15 protein-coding genes are annotated in these 15,322 nt (G+C 58.7%); 9 read left to right on the top strand and 6 right to left on the bottom strand.

Annotated features, from left to right (window positions below; genetic code table 11):
* Nucleotides 1-64: 64 nt before the first annotated feature.
* From ACJ8HB_RS03860 to ACJ8HB_RS03850, 3 genes are read right to left on the bottom strand one after another with little or no spacing between them, the layout of a single operon-like run.
* Entirely contained in the window at nucleotides 65-832 is a 768-nt protein-coding gene (locus tag ACJ8HB_RS03860) for a molybdopterin-dependent oxidoreductase (protein ID WP_033637672.1), read from the bottom strand.
* The gene (locus ACJ8HB_RS03855) at nucleotides 825-1,430 is read right to left on the bottom strand and encodes a cytochrome b/b6 domain-containing protein (protein ID WP_039566882.1); all 606 of its coding nucleotides are present in this window, start codon (nucleotides 1,428-1,430) and stop codon (nucleotides 825-827) included. Before ACJ8HB_RS03855 ends, ACJ8HB_RS03860 begins: the two co-directional genes overlap by 8 nt.
* 12 nt (nucleotides 1,431-1,442) lie before the next feature.
* Nucleotides 1,443-2,069 (bottom strand): hypothetical protein, encoded by a 627-nt coding sequence (locus ACJ8HB_RS03850; protein WP_033653393.1) that lies wholly within the window; start codon nucleotides 2,067-2,069, stop codon nucleotides 1,443-1,445.
* Nucleotides 2,070-2,209: 140 nt separating this feature from the next.
* On the opposite strand from ACJ8HB_RS03850, the gene ACJ8HB_RS03845 reads away from it, so the two are divergent.
* From ACJ8HB_RS03845 to ACJ8HB_RS03830, 4 genes are all read left to right on the top strand, one after another.
* Complete coding sequence (locus ACJ8HB_RS03845) at nucleotides 2,210-2,881, top strand: heavy metal response regulator transcription factor (protein WP_033637675.1); 672 nt, start codon at nucleotides 2,210-2,212, stop codon at nucleotides 2,879-2,881.
* Nucleotides 2,878-4,299 carry a heavy metal sensor histidine kinase gene (locus tag ACJ8HB_RS03840; protein ID WP_047568592.1) on the top strand — a complete coding sequence of 474 codons (1,422 nt, stop codon included), beginning with the start codon at nucleotides 2,878-2,880 and terminating at the stop codon, nucleotides 4,297-4,299. The genes ACJ8HB_RS03845 and ACJ8HB_RS03840 overlap by 4 nt, the downstream gene beginning before the upstream one ends.
* Before the next feature lie 516 nt (nucleotides 4,300-4,815).
* Nucleotides 4,816-5,655: a winged helix-turn-helix domain-containing protein gene (locus ACJ8HB_RS03835; RefSeq protein WP_033646852.1), complete on the top strand. Its 840-nt coding sequence runs from the start codon at nucleotides 4,816-4,818 to the stop codon at nucleotides 5,653-5,655.
* A 168-nt stretch (nucleotides 5,656-5,823) separates the two neighbouring features.
* Nucleotides 5,824-6,453 (top strand): helix-turn-helix transcriptional regulator, encoded by a 630-nt coding sequence (locus ACJ8HB_RS03830; RefSeq protein WP_049196270.1) that lies wholly within the window; start codon nucleotides 5,824-5,826, stop codon nucleotides 6,451-6,453.
* Nucleotides 6,454-6,493: 40 nt separating this feature from the next.
* Here the strand turns inward: ACJ8HB_RS03830 and ACJ8HB_RS03825 are convergent, their stop codons facing one another.
* Nucleotides 6,494-6,658, bottom strand: a complete 165-nt coding sequence (locus ACJ8HB_RS03825) for a hypothetical protein (RefSeq protein ID WP_154609643.1) — start codon at nucleotides 6,656-6,658, stop codon at nucleotides 6,494-6,496.
* A 221-nt stretch (nucleotides 6,659-6,879) separates the two neighbouring features.
* Here ACJ8HB_RS03825 and ecpA point away from each other — a divergent pair, with 221 nt between their 5' ends.
* From ecpA to ACJ8HB_RS03800, 5 genes are all read left to right on the top strand, one after another.
* On the top strand, nucleotides 6,880-7,467 hold the full coding sequence (ecpA, locus tag ACJ8HB_RS03820) for a common pilus major fimbrillin subunit EcpA (protein WP_033646847.1): 588 nt from the start codon (nucleotides 6,880-6,882) through the stop codon (nucleotides 7,465-7,467).
* Between the two features lie 77 nt (nucleotides 7,468-7,544).
* Complete coding sequence (locus ACJ8HB_RS03815; RefSeq protein WP_033646845.1) at nucleotides 7,545-8,213, top strand: hypothetical protein; 669 nt, start codon at nucleotides 7,545-7,547, stop codon at nucleotides 8,211-8,213.
* Between the two features lie 50 nt (nucleotides 8,214-8,263).
* On the top strand, nucleotides 8,264-10,783 hold the full coding sequence (locus ACJ8HB_RS03810; RefSeq protein ID WP_094859709.1) for a fimbrial biogenesis outer membrane usher protein: 2,520 nt from the start codon (nucleotides 8,264-8,266) through the stop codon (nucleotides 10,781-10,783).
* Nucleotides 10,773-12,407 carry a fimbrial adhesin EcpD gene (ecpD, locus tag ACJ8HB_RS03805; protein WP_060438938.1) on the top strand — a complete coding sequence of 545 codons (1,635 nt, stop codon included), beginning with the start codon at nucleotides 10,773-10,775 and terminating at the stop codon, nucleotides 12,405-12,407. Before ACJ8HB_RS03810 ends, ecpD begins: the two co-directional genes overlap by 11 nt.
* Before the next feature lie 18 nt (nucleotides 12,408-12,425).
* Nucleotides 12,426-13,085, top strand: coding sequence for a fimbria/pilus periplasmic chaperone (locus ACJ8HB_RS03800; protein WP_049233507.1), 660 nt, complete (start codon nucleotides 12,426-12,428; stop codon nucleotides 13,083-13,085).
* Here ACJ8HB_RS03800 and ACJ8HB_RS03795 read toward each other — a convergent pair.
* On the bottom strand, nucleotides 13,082-14,548 hold the full coding sequence (locus ACJ8HB_RS03795; protein ID WP_047568577.1) for a sensor histidine kinase: 1,467 nt from the start codon (nucleotides 14,546-14,548) through the stop codon (nucleotides 13,082-13,084). The two genes, ACJ8HB_RS03800 and ACJ8HB_RS03795, sit on opposite strands and share 4 nt — an antisense overlap.
* A 3-nt stretch (nucleotides 14,549-14,551) precedes the next feature.
* Nucleotides 14,552-15,265, bottom strand: a complete 714-nt coding sequence (locus ACJ8HB_RS03790; RefSeq protein ID WP_033646834.1) for a response regulator transcription factor — start codon at nucleotides 15,263-15,265, stop codon at nucleotides 14,552-14,554.
* Between the last annotated feature and the right edge of the window lie 57 nt (nucleotides 15,266-15,322).

Below are 15,322 nucleotides of genomic sequence, written 5' to 3'. Positions count from 1 at the left end.
TATTAACTGCGGCGGAGAAGATCCTCCAGCCGCCGATGGAGCTTATGCGCAGCGCCGCGCAAAACTAAATGCCGCTGAACCAGTTGTAGCCCTGATCTTCCCAATAGCCGCCCGGATTGACGTCGCTGACGAAGATGGCGGCGATATGTTTGGCGTTTTTGAACCCCAGCTTGGTGGGCACCCGTAGCCGCAGCGGGTAGCCATAGTCCGCCGGCAGCGCCTTGCCGCCGAAATCCAGCGCCAGAATGGTCTGCGGATGCAGCGCGGTGGCCATGTCGAGGCTGGAGTAGTAGCGATCGGCGCATTTGAAGCCGACGTAACCGGCATTCAGGTCCGCCCCGACGTGCTGCAGAAAGGTGCGCAGCGGCACGCCGCCCCATTGGCCGATGGCGCTCCAGCCCTCAATGCAGATCAGACGCGTGATCTGGCTTTGCTGCGGCAGCCGCTGCAGCTGTTCCAGCGTCCAGGGCGCTTTTTTTTCCACTTTCCCCGCGACCTCTAGCCGGTAGCCGGCTAGATCGATCTCGGGGACGTTGTATTCCGGGTAAAACGCGTTGAAGGGGAAAGGCTGGGTAATCTGATCGGGCCGGTAAGTTTGCGCCAGCCGCTGGCCGCTGAACAGCCAGGCCTGCACCCGGTCGTTCCAGCGCGACATGGCCCACAGCACCTTATCCACCCGATCGCCGTCTTGCAGGTTGCAACCGGTGAGCATGGCGATGCCGCCCAGCGTCAGGCCGGAGCGCAGCATCAGGCGGCGCTGCAGATTGACCAGCTGCTTTTTTTGGTCCGGTTCCAGTTTTGGCGCGGTTGCCCGCGGCTTTTTCTCATTCATGTTTGCCACCCGTTATCATCGCCCACAGCGTTTTGGGCACGACGATCACCATAAAGACGTGGATCGCCACGAACAGGCCAATGCCGACCATGGCGAAGAAATGCACGTAGCGCGCGAAATCGAAGCCGCCAAACAGGGCGACCAATCCCTGCAGCTGAACCGGCTTCCAAATCGCCAGGCCGGACAGCACCAGCAATAGGCCCAGCGCCAGCACGCCGAGATACATCAGCTTTTGAATGGCGTTGTAGTGGCCATGCCGGTGGCGCAGGCGCAGCGTCAACGCCAGCCAGATATCCTGCCGCAGCGCGCCGACGCGAAGCGGCAACAGATCGCGGCGAAAATGGCCGCTGAACAGGCTCCACAGCAGATAGCAGGCGGCGTTGAGCGCCATTAGCCACATCACCGCCAAATGCCAACCAATCGCGCCGCCCAGCCAACCGCCCAGCGTCATCTGCGGCGGAAAGCGGAAATCGAACAGCGGCGAGGCGTTATAGATCTCCCAGCCGCTCATAAACATGCACACCATGGCGAACAGGTTGATCCAATGAGTGATTCGAACCGGCCAGCGATGCACCGGCCGCGACGCGTTGGTTTTCATGGCTTTCTCCGGTTACATCGGCGGTACGGTGCCGTCTTTGCCGGCGGATATGCGGGTGGCGACGCGCTCGCCCTTATCGTTGACGGCGGAGAACAGCACGATGTGCACGCCCGGCTTCAGCAGGCTCAAATCGCCCGGATCCAGCGTCACGATCGGCACGTCTTCCGGCACGACGACGGTTTTCTGCTGGTTGCCGTAGGTGACGGTCAGGGTGCGGCCGTTGGATTTCACCAGTTTGCCGACGGTGCCGTTGGTCATGGTGTCCACTTTGCCGTCGGCGGATTCCCAGGCCGAGTGCCCTTCGCCGGTGCCGCGCAGGCTGGCGGCGAACACGTGCACCTCCAGCGCTTTGAGCGTGCCGTCCGGCTGCGGCACGGCGGCGGTGCCGATAAAGCTGTCCGGTTTGATGTCGTCCAGCGTGGCCTTGGACACGCTGAGCACTTTGGTCTGATCGTTCAGCTTGACGCTGAGCGTCTCACCCTTGCGATCGGTCAGCTGCAGATTGCCGTCGGCCACCTGGCTGATGGTGCCGCGCAGCGGCGCGATAACCTTGCCCGGCGTTTGGGCGGCGGCGGCCAGGCCGCTGGACAGCAGCAAGGTGGACAACAGTAAACCGGCTATACGATGACGGGTAATCATAACGTTCTCCTGAAATGAGTTTGCCGGGTAAGCATGGTTGAGCCATTGGGTCAGCGCCATGGCCGTTTGATGACATTAATGTCATCAAGTTTGTCCGCCGAAGCTGCTAGTATTTTTGCAGACGTAACGAGGTGGCGAGCATGCGAATACTGGTAGTTGAAGACGATATCGGCACAGGGGATTACCTGAAGAAAGGGCTGAGCGAGGCGGGGTACGGCGTCGATTTGGCGCGCACCGGCACCGACGGGTTGTTTCGCGCGTTGGAGCAGGATTACGATGCGATCGTGCTCGACGTGATGCTGCCGGGGCTGGACGGTTGGCAGATCATCGAGGTGCTGCGCAAGAAAAGCGACGTGCCGATTCTGTTTCTCACCGCTCGCGACGGCGTGCAGGATCGCATCCACGGTCTGGAGCTGGGCGCGGACGATTATCTGATTAAACCGTTTTCGTTCACCGAACTGGTGCTGCGTTTACGCACCTTGCTGCGCCGTGGGCCGGCGCGCGAAGCCGATCATTATGCCATCGCCGATCTGCAGCTGGACGTGCTGCGCCGCCGGGCGGTGCGTCAGGAACAGGTGATCCCGTTGACCAACAAGGAGTTCATGCTGCTGCACCTGCTGGTGCGGCGCGAGGGCGAAGTGCTGTCGCGCACGCAGATCGCCTCTCAGGTGTGGGACATGAATTTTGACAGCGACACCAATGTGGTTGACGTGGCGATCAAACGCCTGCGCGCCAAAATAGACCGGCCGTTCGACGTCAAGCTGATCCACAGCGTGCGCGGCATCGGCTATGTCTGCGAGCCACGCTCGTGAACGGGCGCACTTCACGTCGGCCGGTATCGCTGACGCTGCGCACCGCCACGCTGTTCGCGCTGGTGGCCGCTTTGGTGGTGAGCGGGACGGGCGGGTATCTGTATAGCGCCATGCGCCAGGAAATGACGCTGCGCAGCGATCTGCAGGTGACCGGGCGCGTAGAGTATTTCCGCCATTTGCTGGGACAGCGCTTTCCTTTGGCGCGCCTGACCGCCAATAACGGCCTGTTTGAAAACATGCTGGGCAATGAACAGGACGTGCTGATTTTCCAAATTCCGGGGCAAAAACCGCTCATCAACGTGAACTCGGCCGGGGTGGCATTGCCGCCGATCGCGCCGACGCCGGCAGGCCAGGCGCAGACGTTGGCCGCCGTGCGCGGCGGGGAAACGTCGCAGGGGGTGCCGCTGCGCGCGGCGTCGGCGATGGTGCGCCTGGAAGACGGCAGCCTGTTGCAGATCTCCGCCGCGCATGTGATGGTCAACGAGCAGAAGATGCTGGCGCGTTACCTGTGGCGCATCGTCGCGGCGGTGGCGGTGGCTTTCCTGCTGATTGCGCTGCTGGGGTATGGGGTTATGCGCCGGGGATTGAAGCCGTTATGGCGCATGGCGGCGCAGGCGTCGCAGATTGCGCCCAATACGCTGTCGACGCGCCTCAGCGAGCAGGGAGCGCCGAAGGAATTGCAGCAGTTGACCCGTTCGTTCAATGCGATGCTCGATCGGTTGAATGAAGGCTATCAGCGCCTGACGCAGTTTTCCGCCGATCTGGCCCATGAGATCCGCACCCCGGTAGGGGCGCTGATGGGCCAGTGCCAGGTGGCGCTTTACCAGCCCCGCAGCGTGGAGGAGTACGAAACCCTGCTGTCGAACAATATGGATGAGCTGGAGCGCATTTCCCGCATGGTGGAAAACATCCTGTTCCTGGCGCGCGCCGGGGAGGCGCAGTCTGCGCTGAACTACGGCCGTCTGGATGTGGCGCTGGAACTGCGGCGGGTGGCGGATTACTTCGAAGGGCTGGCGGAAGAACGCGGCATCGCGCTGAGCTGCGAAGGGGAAGGCGAGCTGAAGGCGGACGCGATGTTGTTCCAGCGGGCGCTGAGCAACCTGGTGGCCAACGCGGTGCGCTATGCCGATGAAAACAGCCTGATCGCGTTGCGGGCTGAACGGCGCGCCGATGCCTGGTGGGTGCAGGTTATCAATCAGGGGCCGCCGATCGCGCCGGCACAGCTGGAAAAATTGTTCGATCGTTTCTACCGCGCCGATCCCGCGCGCAGCGCCGGCAATCATGCCAGTGGGCTGGGGCTGTCTATCGTGCGCGCCATCATGACGCTGCACGGCGGTGAGGTGCGCGCGCAGTGTTCTGCTGGCCAGGATGCTGCTTGCTTGACCTTTAGCCTGATATTCCCTTCATCAGTTCAATGAACTGCGCGAATGTTTTCGCCTGTTGCGAATAATGCGACAGGCGTCATTCGTAAGTTTTTCCTTTCATTATTATTTCCCCAGCGCCTTGGCTGAACCTAAGTTTTAACATTTGCGTCGCGGCAAGCGCGTTAATTCATCAGGCTAATGCGTATGCCGGCTATATGTGATTGCACTCAACATTCACGTGTTATTATTTTTTTATTAAAATTTAGTTCTGCGACCATTTTTTGAGATGATTTCCCTTAAAGTTTGTAATATGCGATATAAAAAACTAACTTTGTGGTTTTTGTCGCGTCAATATATCAATGGGCGTGGTGATTGGTTAACCTTTGGTTATGGTTTGCAAGAAAAATCCTATATAACGGTGGTGAGGTGAAAAAGCGTATTTCGTGGCGTTGATTGCGTGGTTTTTCTTGCCTGCATTTGGGTGTTTTTGCGAATTAACCCGATTTAATATTTCATTAACATTTGACGCCAAACTATAAATTATCGCTATAGTGAAAACATGTGAATAAAATGAAATATAGATTTAATGACCATATTCTCTTTGACGCAGACACCAGAACCCTTAGCCCAACTGATTTTTCTGACGATCCCATATCCATATCCAGTCCTTCCAAGCGGTTGTTGCTGCTGCTGATTGCCCACCATGGCGAGGCCGTGGGGCGTGAATTGATATTCAAGAAGGTCTGGGACGATTACGGCATGGTTTCCAGCAATAATAATCTTAATCAGTGCGTCAGCAAATTACGCCGGGTGATTAAAAATCTGGGCGTCGAAGAAGAGGTTATTGTCACTGTCCCTAAAGTGGGTTTTATGCTGCGTGATGAGATTACCATCGAGTCTTATGAGGAAGCGGAAGATAGACACGATGCAGAACCCGCCGCCTCTTTGCCGGAGCCTGCGCCCGAAGCGGCGATAAACCCGCCATCCGCAACCGTCATCAACCGGGCCACCTCTTTTTTCGGTGATTCCCGCCGCGGCTGGCTGATGATCTGTGCATTGGTCCTGGGGGGGATCCTCATGGCCATTGCTGTCACCGCCTATTTCAGCGGCTCGGAGGCCCGGCAGGAGAGCTACCTGGGAAAGTCCGGCAATTGTAAGGTTTTCATGTCCTTGCCTGCCGCCTCAGCGTCGGTCAACGCCAGCCTGAATCGGGACATTCTGGCTTACGCCGCTCACCAAACGGGGGAATGCAGCGGCGATGAGTTTTTGCTGGTGGTGCGCAGTAATCAGGTCAGGGCTTACATTTCCGGCATTTCCCGCTTATTCCTGCTGCGCTGCAAGATTTTGCGTGAACATAAAATGGAGATCTGTTCCGGTTTGGAAAGCGACAATGCCGAGTTTATTAATTGACCATCGATAGCCGTCGGCCCAACGCGATTGAAAGGACGGTGGATATGACAAAAATATTACAGCATTGAAATTGAACGTTTGATTTTCATTTGGCGGGGTGCCGTGTGGCGTTTATCGAGAGGTATTTCCCTTTCTCTACCGCTTTCTACCTCATTATGGTGATTATGTATGGTTAAAGCCGATTTCGGTGATGCGCTGCTATTTTTTGAACCCAGCTATTTAGTGAGAACAGGAATGGAAGCATTTCTCGTTACCCGATCAAGTGACAGGTATTTTATCGATACCTTGAGCGAGCTGGAGGGAGCATTGAAAGGGGGGAAGCCGCGCGCGCTTATTATGGAGTTATATCATCAGAACGAATATTTGTATGATGTATTGCGGTTCGTTCTGACAGCAAAAAATGTCTGGCCGGAAATTCCCTTGGTGATTTTCACCGCGGTAGAACACCCCGGTATATTAGCGCTGTTAGCGACGGATGCGCGCATAGCTATAGTGGCAAAGGAGGAGCCTTTGCATTGCCTGCGTGATGCCATTGCGGCTGCGGGTGAGTTCTCCGGCTATCGTTCCCCGCATATTCGCGCCCGGTTGGCCCATTCGCCTGTCGCATTATCTGACGGTGAATGGCGAGTTTTGGCCATGATGGCTGCCGGCGCATCTCCACGAAGCATTGCCAACCTGACCCGGCGAAGTTACAAAACCATCAGCTCCCATAAACTGAATATTATGCGAAAACTGAGCCTCAATCAGGCCGGTTTTATGCGGCTTATTCTTACCCTGAGAACCCGCTATCCTTCCTGAAATGTGGCAAGAGTCACCTCTTCTCTGCAGCAGTCGATCTTCATTGGCTGCTGCTCTCCTGAGTTAATCCAATCAATCTTCTCTCCTCAACGAATGATGCGGCGCTGAAATTCTGTACGGACATGGCAAGGATAAACAGGGCTGCTTTGTGGTTAAACAACAACCGCTTTGATGGGGTTAAACCACAATATGATTGTGCTTTCATCAAAGGCTTAATCCGTGTTTTAACGTGACTGGAGGTGGTTAAAACCTTAATTGCGGTATTTAAATCTAAATATTTGAACTTTAATGGTTAATGATTCTTTTTTGATCGGCTGGGGATATTCTTGTGGCGTCAAGCAGACTGGCTAAACGCAGTGATGCAAACGGCTGGCTGAGAATGGACGAAAGAAAGAAAACATATTCAACATTGAAGGGAGTTATACCATGAAGAAAATGACACTGGCTCTGGCGATCGTTTCCGCCTTTGCAGCGGTCAGCACTGCTCAAGCCGCCGACGTTACCGCTCAGGCGTTGGCAACCTGGTCTGCGACCGCCAAGAAAGACACCACCAGCAAACTGGTTGTGACGCCGATTGGCAGCCTGACCTTCAACTATGCAGAAGGCATTAAGGGTTTCAACAGTCAGAAAGGCCTGTTTGACGTCACCGTGGAAGGCGATACCACGGCCACCGCTTTCAAACTGACCTCAAAACTGGTCTCCAATACGCTGACTCAGCTGGATACTTCCGGTTCTACGCTGGAAGTCGGGGTGAACTACAACGGTGCTGCGGTAGAGAAAACGGCTGAAACCACCATGATCGACACCACCGCCGGCATTTTGGGCGGCAATCTGAGCGCCCTGTCCAACGCCTATAACCAGGCCGGCCGCACCAGCGCGCAGGATCAATTCACCTTCAGCATCATCGGCGCGACGTCAAACGGCACCACCGCCGTCACGGATTTCAGCACGTTGCCGGAAGGTATCTGGAGCGGCGACGTCAGCGTCGAGTTCAACGCGACCTGGACTTCCTAATCCCCCGAACGATCTGCACCTGGCAGGGGGGAGACCTCCTGCTATTTATCGCTCATCAACGCCAGTGGAATACCGCAATGACACGCTTTTCTCTCGCCGTCACCCTGATGTTAATGCTGCTGCGGCCGGCTTTGGCTCTCGATGTGGGTGAGATCAGCTCCTTCATGCCTGGCGACAGCGCGCGCCTGAGCAAGGAAATCAAAAACACCACCGACAGCGGCCGGCTGGTGAACATCAAGATCGAACGCATTTCCAGCCCCCTGGCCTCCGGTACGGCGATCCCGATGAGCAGCCGGGATGAAATGCTGCTGTCGCCCGCCAGCCTGATCTTGCCGGCCAACGCCAGCGACGTGATCCGCTTTTACTACAAGGGGCCGAACGATGCTCAGGAGCGCTACTACCGCATCGTTTGGTTCGATCAGGCGCTGAGCGAGGCGGGGCAAAACTCGGATCGGCGTAATGCCGTGGCCACCACGTCGGCGCGCATCGGCACCATTTTGGTGGTGGCGCCTCGGCAGGATCGCTTCGCCTATCAGTTCGCCAACGGACGGATCAAAAACACCGGCAACGCCACGTTCAAAGTGGTGGCCTACGGCAATTGCAGGAACAAGCAAGACGGCAGCGACTGCAAGGAGAACTATTTCGTGATGCCGGGCAAGGATCGCGCCTTCAGCAAGGTTGACGTCAACGATAAAAAAGGGCGCGTCGCGCTGTGGCACGGCGAACAGTTTATCCCGGTGAAGTAATGCGCGCGTTATCCACGATGGATGCAAAACAATCACGCAAGGAGTGGCATGTGAACGCTGTGCTGTTGAAAACGCTTCTGGCTGCCGGTGCGCTGGCGCTGCCGACGCTGTTGCCTGGCCGTATGGCGATGGCGGCCGGTTTGACGCAGATTAACGGCGTGCTGATCCCGCAAACCTTCAGCCTGGCGTTGCGCGAGGGGATGAGTATTCCGCTGTTGTTGCATTATGAAAAGAGCGATGGCGTCAAAGACGACAGCCGCATCGGCCATGCCTTTCTCTACCTGGATCAGGACAGGCTAACGATTCGTCGGGTGACGCTGGAGGATAACGACGATGGCGCCCGGCTGACGGCGACGATAGCCGGCCAGCTGCAGGCTTTGCAGGATGCGCCATTCGATCGGCAGCAGCATATCCGGGTCGCGGACGACGCCTGGCTGGCGCTGGATTTCCGGCAGCTCAACCTGCAGTTGGTGGTGAAAGAATCCGCGCTCGGAACGGTGCTGCGCGCTCGCTCCAGCGACATCGGCGCGTCCAGCGTGGATGCCGTAAGCAGCACGCTGGATTATAACCTCGGGGTCTACGATAACCGGGCCCGCGCCAGCGAAGGCAATACCTCCAGTTATTTATCGCTCAACAGCGTTACCGCGTTGCGTGAACACCACGTGGAGTTGAACGGTTCCATCTACGGTATCGGCAGCGGCGATGAAAACGCCACGCTGTACAAAGCGATGTACGAGCGTGATTTCGCCGGCCGCCGTTTCGCTGCCGGCATGCTGGACAGCTGGAATCTGCAGTCGCTGGGGCCGGTCACCACCATCAACTCGAGCAAGATTTATGGTCTGTCCTACGGCAACCGCGCCAACTCGACGGTATTCGATAATTCCCAATCGCTGACGCCGATCGTGGTTTTTTTCCCCTCGGCCGGCGAGGTGCATTTGTCGCGCGATGGGCGGCTGCTCAGCGTGCAAAACTTCACGATGGGCAACCATGAAGTGGACACCGGCAGCCTGCCCTACGGCATTTATGACGTCGAGGTGGAGATCGTGGTCAACGGCAAAGTGGTCGATAAACGCATGCAGCGAGTGAATAAACTGTTCAGCCCCAATCGCGGCGCCAATGCGCCGCTGGCCTGGCAATTCTGGGGCGGGATGCTGCGCATGGACGACTGGCGCGGCGAACGGGAACGCCACCGCCCGGCAAAGGACTCTTATTTGCTTGGCGCTTCGGCTACCGGCAATCTGCAAACGCTTAATTGGGCGCTGTCGGGGTATTCGTTTGACGGCAACGCCGTCGGCGAGAGCCGCGTCAGCCTGCCGGTGACCGAGTCGATTCAGATCAACCTGCAAAATATGGCGGCCTCCGATCGCTCCTGGAGCCTGGTCAACAGCGTCAGCGCCGCGTTGCCCGGCGGCTTCAGCAGCGTATGGATCAATCAGGAGAAAACGCAGATTGGCGATCGTCTGTTGCAAAATGACGCCTATAACCGCGCCGTTGGCGGCAGCCTTAATCTGGGGGCGCTGTGGTCTCCGCTGGGCACCCTGAGCGCCAGCTACAACGACGATAAGAAGAACGACAGCCACTATTACAACGCCGACTATTACCAGAACATCTTTACCGGCCGCTTCGGCACGCTGGGCGTGCGTGCGGGCGTGCAACGCTACAACAACGGCAGCAGCAACGCCAATACCGGCAAGTACATCGCGCTCGATTTTTCACTGCCGATGGGCAACTGGCTAAGCGCCGGCGTTTCCAATCAAAACGGCTACACCACCGCCAACCTGGCGGCGCGCAAGGACATCAAGGACGGGCCGATCCGCACCCTGGGCGCCAACCTGTCGCGGGCGATTTCCGGTGATACCCGCGGCGACAACCGCTTCAACGGCGGTGGCTATGCGCGCTTCGACACCAAGTATTCTGCCGGCACGCTCAACGTCAGCAGCTCCGCCGACGGCTACGTTAACAGCAGCCTGACCGCGAGCGGCAGCATGGGCTGGCAAGGGCGTGATATTGCCATCAGCGGCCGCAACGAAGGCAACGCCGGGATTATCTTCAATACCGGCATTGAAAACGACGGCCTGCTGACCGCACGGGTTGACGGCCGGATGGTGAAGCTGAGCGGCAATAAGAATTACCTGCCTTTGTCGCCTTACGGTCAGTACGACGTTGAGCTGATGAACAACAAAAACTCGGCGGAGAGCTTCGACATCGTCACCAAGCGCAAGAGCAGGCTCACCCTGTATCCGGGCAACGTGGCGGTGATCTCGCCGGAGATAAAACAGATGGTGACGGTGTTCGGCCGCATCAAGGCGGAGGACGGCACGCTGCTGGCCAACGCCTATATCAAGAACCATATCGGCCGCACCCGCACCGATGAGAAAGGCGAATTTATCATGGACGTCGACAAAAAATTCCCGGTTATCGATTTTACCCACAGCGGCAATCAGACGTGCGAAGTGGATTTGGATCTCAGCAAGGCGCAAGGCGCGGTGTGGGTCGGCGACGTGATCTGCACCGGGCTGAAAACCTATGCGGGCAATATGTCATCCGGGGAGTCTGACCATGAGAGCTAACGTTGCGCTGTTGTTGTTGGCGCTGGTCGCCCCCGCGCTGCAGGCGGCGGTCAGCCAGACCAACTGGCCGGATGCGGCGGTAATGAAATTTGTCTTCGTGGAGAACAACGCCGACGACAACTTTTTCGTTACGCCGGCCGGCGGGCTGGATCCGCGCATGACCGGCGCCAACAAGTGGACCGGGCTGAAATACGGCGGTTCCGGCACTATCTATCAGCAGAGCCTGGGGTACGTGGATAATGGCTACAACACGGGGCTGAATGCCAACTGGCGCTATGACATGTGGCTGGAAAATGCGCCGATAAAGAATCCGTTCCTCGGCCTGCGCTGCATCAACTGGTATGCCGGTTGCAATATGGATACCAGCTTGATTCTGCCGCAGACTACCGACGAAAAGGGATTTTACGGTGCCGTGGTCACGCCCGGCGGCGCAAAATGGATGCACGGCATGATGTCGCCGAGCTTCTATCAGTATCTGAAGCAGATGGCGGCGGGTGACGCCTTCAGCATGCAGATCAACGGCTGCCAAACGTCGGTGGCTTACGACGCCGCGGCCGGCGGCCGCTGTCGGGATCAGGCCAGCGGCAGCTGGTACAAGCGCACCGTCACGCACAGCAAGGCCGCCCACCTGCGCTTTATCAATACCAACGCCGTATCGGAGGTGTTCGTCAACAGCGATGGGGTGCCGATCATCGGCGAGGGCAATGCCGATTGCAAGAACCAGACTATCGGCGCCCGCTCGGGCATCATGTGCAAGATGGTCAGCTATGATTTGCAGACCGACGGCAGCGTCAGCAATACCTCGATTCATGTTTTCCCGGCGATTAACCATGCGGCGCTGTCATCCGCGGTGAACGCCGCCGATCTGCAGTTCAGTCTGAACGGCAACACCTGGAAAAACACGTCGGGCACCGGCAGCTACTATACCTTTAACGAACTGAAGAGCAGCAATGCCGTCTATGTGTTCTTCTCCAGTAACTTCTTCAAACAGATGGTTGCGCTGGGGATTTCCGACAGCGGCACCCGCGATCTGATCAATTTCCGTTTTCAGAACACCACCTCGCCGGAGTCGGGATGGTATGAGTTTTCCACCTCAAACCAGCTGATTATCAAGCCGCGCGATTTCAGCATCAGCATTATTTCCGATGATTACGACAACAGCCCACATCGTGAAGGTTATGTCGGCCCGGCGGAGCCGGCGCTGGAGTTCGGCTACCTGGTGACTACCAGCGGCAAAACCGCCGCCGATCAGGTGAGGGTGATGGCGACCGGGCCGACTCAGGCGATCAACGGGGTGAACTATTGCCTCTTTTCTTCCGCGGATAACAGTACCCAGGTGCCGTTTCCCGCCACCCTCGGCATCACCACCAGTACCAACGGCCAGCAGAGCTTCGCCGCCGGCTGCGATGGCCAGTGGCACGACATGACCAATGCGCTCTGGAGCAGCACCCCGTGGAATGATATTTCCGGCGAAGTGGGGGTGCTGAACAAGACCCGCGTGACCTTTAGCATTCCGATGAATAATCCGATCTCGCTGAGAACCGTCGACGGCAACGGTTGGTACGGCGACGTCAGCGCCGCCGGTGAAATTCATGTCGAAGCCACCTGGCGCAACATCAATTGAGGGCAGGGCGTGAAACTTATGCTAATAGGGTTGCTGTGTTTGTCCTTCCCCTTTACTGCCGCCGCGATCAATGTCGGTACCCTGACGTTTGCCATGGATCAGGATCGCTCATTCACCGCCAAGCGGGTGTTGAATAACAACCGCAGCGCGCGTCTGTATCAGGTGAGCATTCGCGCCATCGATCGGCCGGGAGAGCGCGAGGTACGCAGCCGGCCGGCGGACGGCGAGCTGCTGTTCGCACCGCGCCAGCTGACGCTGCAGGCAGGGCAGGCGGAGTACTACAAGTTTTTCTACCGCGGGCCGCAGGATAATCGCGAGCGTTATTACCGGGTGTCATTTCGCGAAGTGCCGACCCGATTGTTCGAGCCGGGGCCGCGTCGGGGCGCCGGCGTCAACCTGGAGCCGATCGTGGTGATGGACACCATTCTGGTGGTGCGTCCGCGTCAGGTAAACTTTGCCTATCGGCTCGATACCCAGCGCGGTACGCTCACCAACACCGGCAATACCTACTTCAAGTTCCTGCTCAAGCCGGGCTGCAACAGCACGGATGAAGAGGGCGTCACCGAATACCTGCGCCCCGGCGATACGCTGACCCATGCCGGTATTCGGCTGAAGGGGCAGAAATTCATTATCTATAACGACAAGTTTATTAGCGTCGATCGCAGCTGCCTCGATTAACGCGGCGGAATGGCAAAGCGGAAGCAGGCGCCGCTTTGCGCTTGTTCGATCAGCTGAATATCGCTGTCGTGCAGCTGCAAAATGCGCCGCACGATCATCAACCCCAGCCCGCCGGAAGGGCGCCGGGCGCCGCTCAGGACAGACGGGCGCACGAACAGATCGGCGCGCAGCGTCTGTGGAATACCGGGGCCGCTGTCGCTGACCTGCACCATCACCCGATCGTCCTGCCGCCACAGCCGCACGCCGATGTCGCCGCCGGGCGGCGTATGGCGAATGGCGTTGTCCAGCAGGTTGGTCAGCACCCGCTCAATCATGCTGAGATCGGCGAACACCGGCGGAATACCAGGGGGGATGTCGGCGTGCAGCCGCTGGTTGCGCGCCTCCGCCGCCAGTTCGAACTTTTGGAACACGTCCTGCAACAGCTCGCTGAGGGAGAAGGGCTCTTTCTGCGGTTTCACCACGCCATACTCCAGCCGCGCCAGCTCGAACAGCTCCTGCGCCAGCTTGCCCACCTTGCGGCTCTGCGCCAGCGCGATCTCCAGGTAGCGCTGCCGATCGGCTTCGCTCAGGGTGGCGGCTTTGACCGACAGCGTTTCCAGATAGCCGTGCAGCGAGGTGAGCGGGGTGCGCAGATCGTGCGAGACGTTGGCGATGAACTCGCGCCGCAGCCGATCCTGCTGCGCCAGCGTTTGCCACTGTTCGGCAAGGCGCTGCGCCATGCGGTGGAAGGCCTGCTGCAGCTGGCTGACTTCGTCGCGCCCGGCCCTTACCGCCGGCAGCGCCGCGTAGGCCTGCACCGCCTCGATGCCGCCGCTGTCCAGCGCGCTGACCTGCCGGGTCAGGCGACGGATAGGGCGCGTCACCCAATAAAACGCCAAACCGCCGGCCAGCAGGCTGAACAACACCATCAGCCCGGAGGTCCACAGCGCCATCCTGACCGCCGAGTTGAACTGGGCGTTGCTGGCCAGCGCCGTGTACTCTTCGCCGAGCAGCACCACGTACAGATAGCCTTCTATCCGGCCATCGACCTTTAGCGGCGCGACGCTGAACACCTTGCGCCCGTCCACGCTGCGTGGATCGTCGCCATACACCGGCATCGGCGCGCCACCGAGCAGCGCCTGCAGCGGCGGCAACGCGATCCGCTGCCGCTTCAGATGCCCGGCCGGCGCGGCGTTGCCGATAATCGCGCCCTGTTTGTCGAGCAGGTAAACCTCAACGCTGGGATTCACCGCCATCAGCTGATCGAACAGGGTATGCACCGCCTGCGGATCCGGCCCGTTCACCCCCAGCAGCGGGTTGCTGTCGGCAATATGCTGCGCCAGGTTGCCGGACAGGCGCTGGATCACTGCCTGGCTGTACTGGGTGCTGCTGCGCACCTGCATCCAGCCGGAAAAGGCGCAGCCGATGACGATCAGCAGCGCGAAGATCAGCGTGAGGCGTTGCGCTAACGTAAGGTTTTTCATGGCTCACTCTTGCGGCGCGGCCGCGAATTTATAGCCCATGCCCCACACCGTGAGGATGCGCTCGGGTTCCGCCGGGTTGCGCTCGATCTTGATGCGCAGCCGGTTGATATGGGTGTTGACGGTGTGCTCATACCCCTCGTGCTGATAGCCCCAAACCTGATTCAACAGGCTCAGGCGCGAGAATACCTGGCCCGGGTGGCGGGCGAAAAAATACAGCAGGTCGAATTCGCGCGGCGTCAGCTCGACCGGCTGCTGGTGCAGGTGCACTTCGCGGGCGATGGGATCGATGGTCAGATCGTTGAAACTGAGCACGCCGGCGTCCATGCGCAGGTTGCGGCTCATCGCTTCCTGGCGGCGGAACAGCGCCTTGACCCGTGCCACCAGCTCCAGCATGGAGAAGGGCTTGGCCAGATAGTCGTCGGCGCCCAGTTCCAGCCCCAGCACGCGGTGTACCTCGCTGGAGCGCGCGCTGATGATGATGATCGGCGTGTAGCGCGTCATGGTGCGCGCCCGGCGGCAAATTTCCAATCCGTCCACGCCCGGCAGCATCAGATCGAGGATGAGGGCGTCCCAGCCGCCCTGTTCCAGCATCGCCATGCCCTGGTTGCCGTCGGCGGCGTGGCTGATGGCGTAACCCTCGTCGCGCAGATGCAGCTGCAGCAGTTCGGCGATGTCGCCGTCGTCCTCGACGATCAAAATTCGTTTTGGCTTGTCCATTCTCATTACCGCTGATTGCCCGTTTCTCTCTGAAGTCTACACAACCCCCACCGGCGG

The sequence above is a fragment of the Serratia sp. CY27727 genome (genome assembly GCF_052169275.1).
In the GTDB taxonomy this organism is placed as follows: Bacteria; Pseudomonadota; Gammaproteobacteria; order Enterobacterales; family Enterobacteriaceae; genus Serratia; species Serratia sarumanii.
The sequence above is the reverse complement of the archived record's forward strand: the minus strand, read 5'-3'. Positions and strand labels throughout refer to the sequence as shown.

Coding starts and splice junctions, on each gene's coding strand:
- ACJ8HB_RS03860 (WP_033637672.1), bottom strand. CDS start 832: ATGAATGAGAAAAAGCCGCGGGCAACCGCGCCAAAACTGGAACCGGAC.
- ecpA (WP_033646847.1), top strand. CDS start 6,880: ATGAAGAAAATGACACTGGCTCTGGCGATCGTTTCCGCCTTTGCAGCG.
- ACJ8HB_RS03795 (WP_047568577.1), bottom strand. CDS start 14,548: ATGAAAAACCTTACGTTAGCGCAACGCCTCACGCTGATCTTCGCGCTG.
- ACJ8HB_RS03825 (WP_154609643.1), bottom strand. CDS start 6,658: ATGAAAGCACAATCATATTGTGGTTTAACCCCATCAAAGCGGTTGTTG.
- ACJ8HB_RS03830 (WP_049196270.1), top strand. CDS start 5,824: ATGGTTAAAGCCGATTTCGGTGATGCGCTGCTATTTTTTGAACCCAGC.
- ACJ8HB_RS03855 (WP_039566882.1), bottom strand. CDS start 1,430: ATGAAAACCAACGCGTCGCGGCCGGTGCATCGCTGGCCGGTTCGAATC.
- ecpD (WP_060438938.1), top strand. CDS start 10,773: ATGAGAGCTAACGTTGCGCTGTTGTTGTTGGCGCTGGTCGCCCCCGCG.
- ACJ8HB_RS03790 (WP_033646834.1), bottom strand. CDS start 15,265: ATGGACAAGCCAAAACGAATTTTGATCGTCGAGGACGACGGCGACATC.
- ACJ8HB_RS03850 (WP_033653393.1), bottom strand. CDS start 2,069: ATGATTACCCGTCATCGTATAGCCGGTTTACTGTTGTCCACCTTGCTG.
- ACJ8HB_RS03835 (WP_033646852.1), top strand. CDS start 4,816: ATGAAATATAGATTTAATGACCATATTCTCTTTGACGCAGACACCAGA.
- ACJ8HB_RS03845 (WP_033637675.1), top strand. CDS start 2,210: ATGCGAATACTGGTAGTTGAAGACGATATCGGCACAGGGGATTACCTG.
- ACJ8HB_RS03800 (WP_049233507.1), top strand. CDS start 12,426: ATGCTAATAGGGTTGCTGTGTTTGTCCTTCCCCTTTACTGCCGCCGCG.
- ACJ8HB_RS03815 (WP_033646845.1), top strand. CDS start 7,545: ATGACACGCTTTTCTCTCGCCGTCACCCTGATGTTAATGCTGCTGCGG.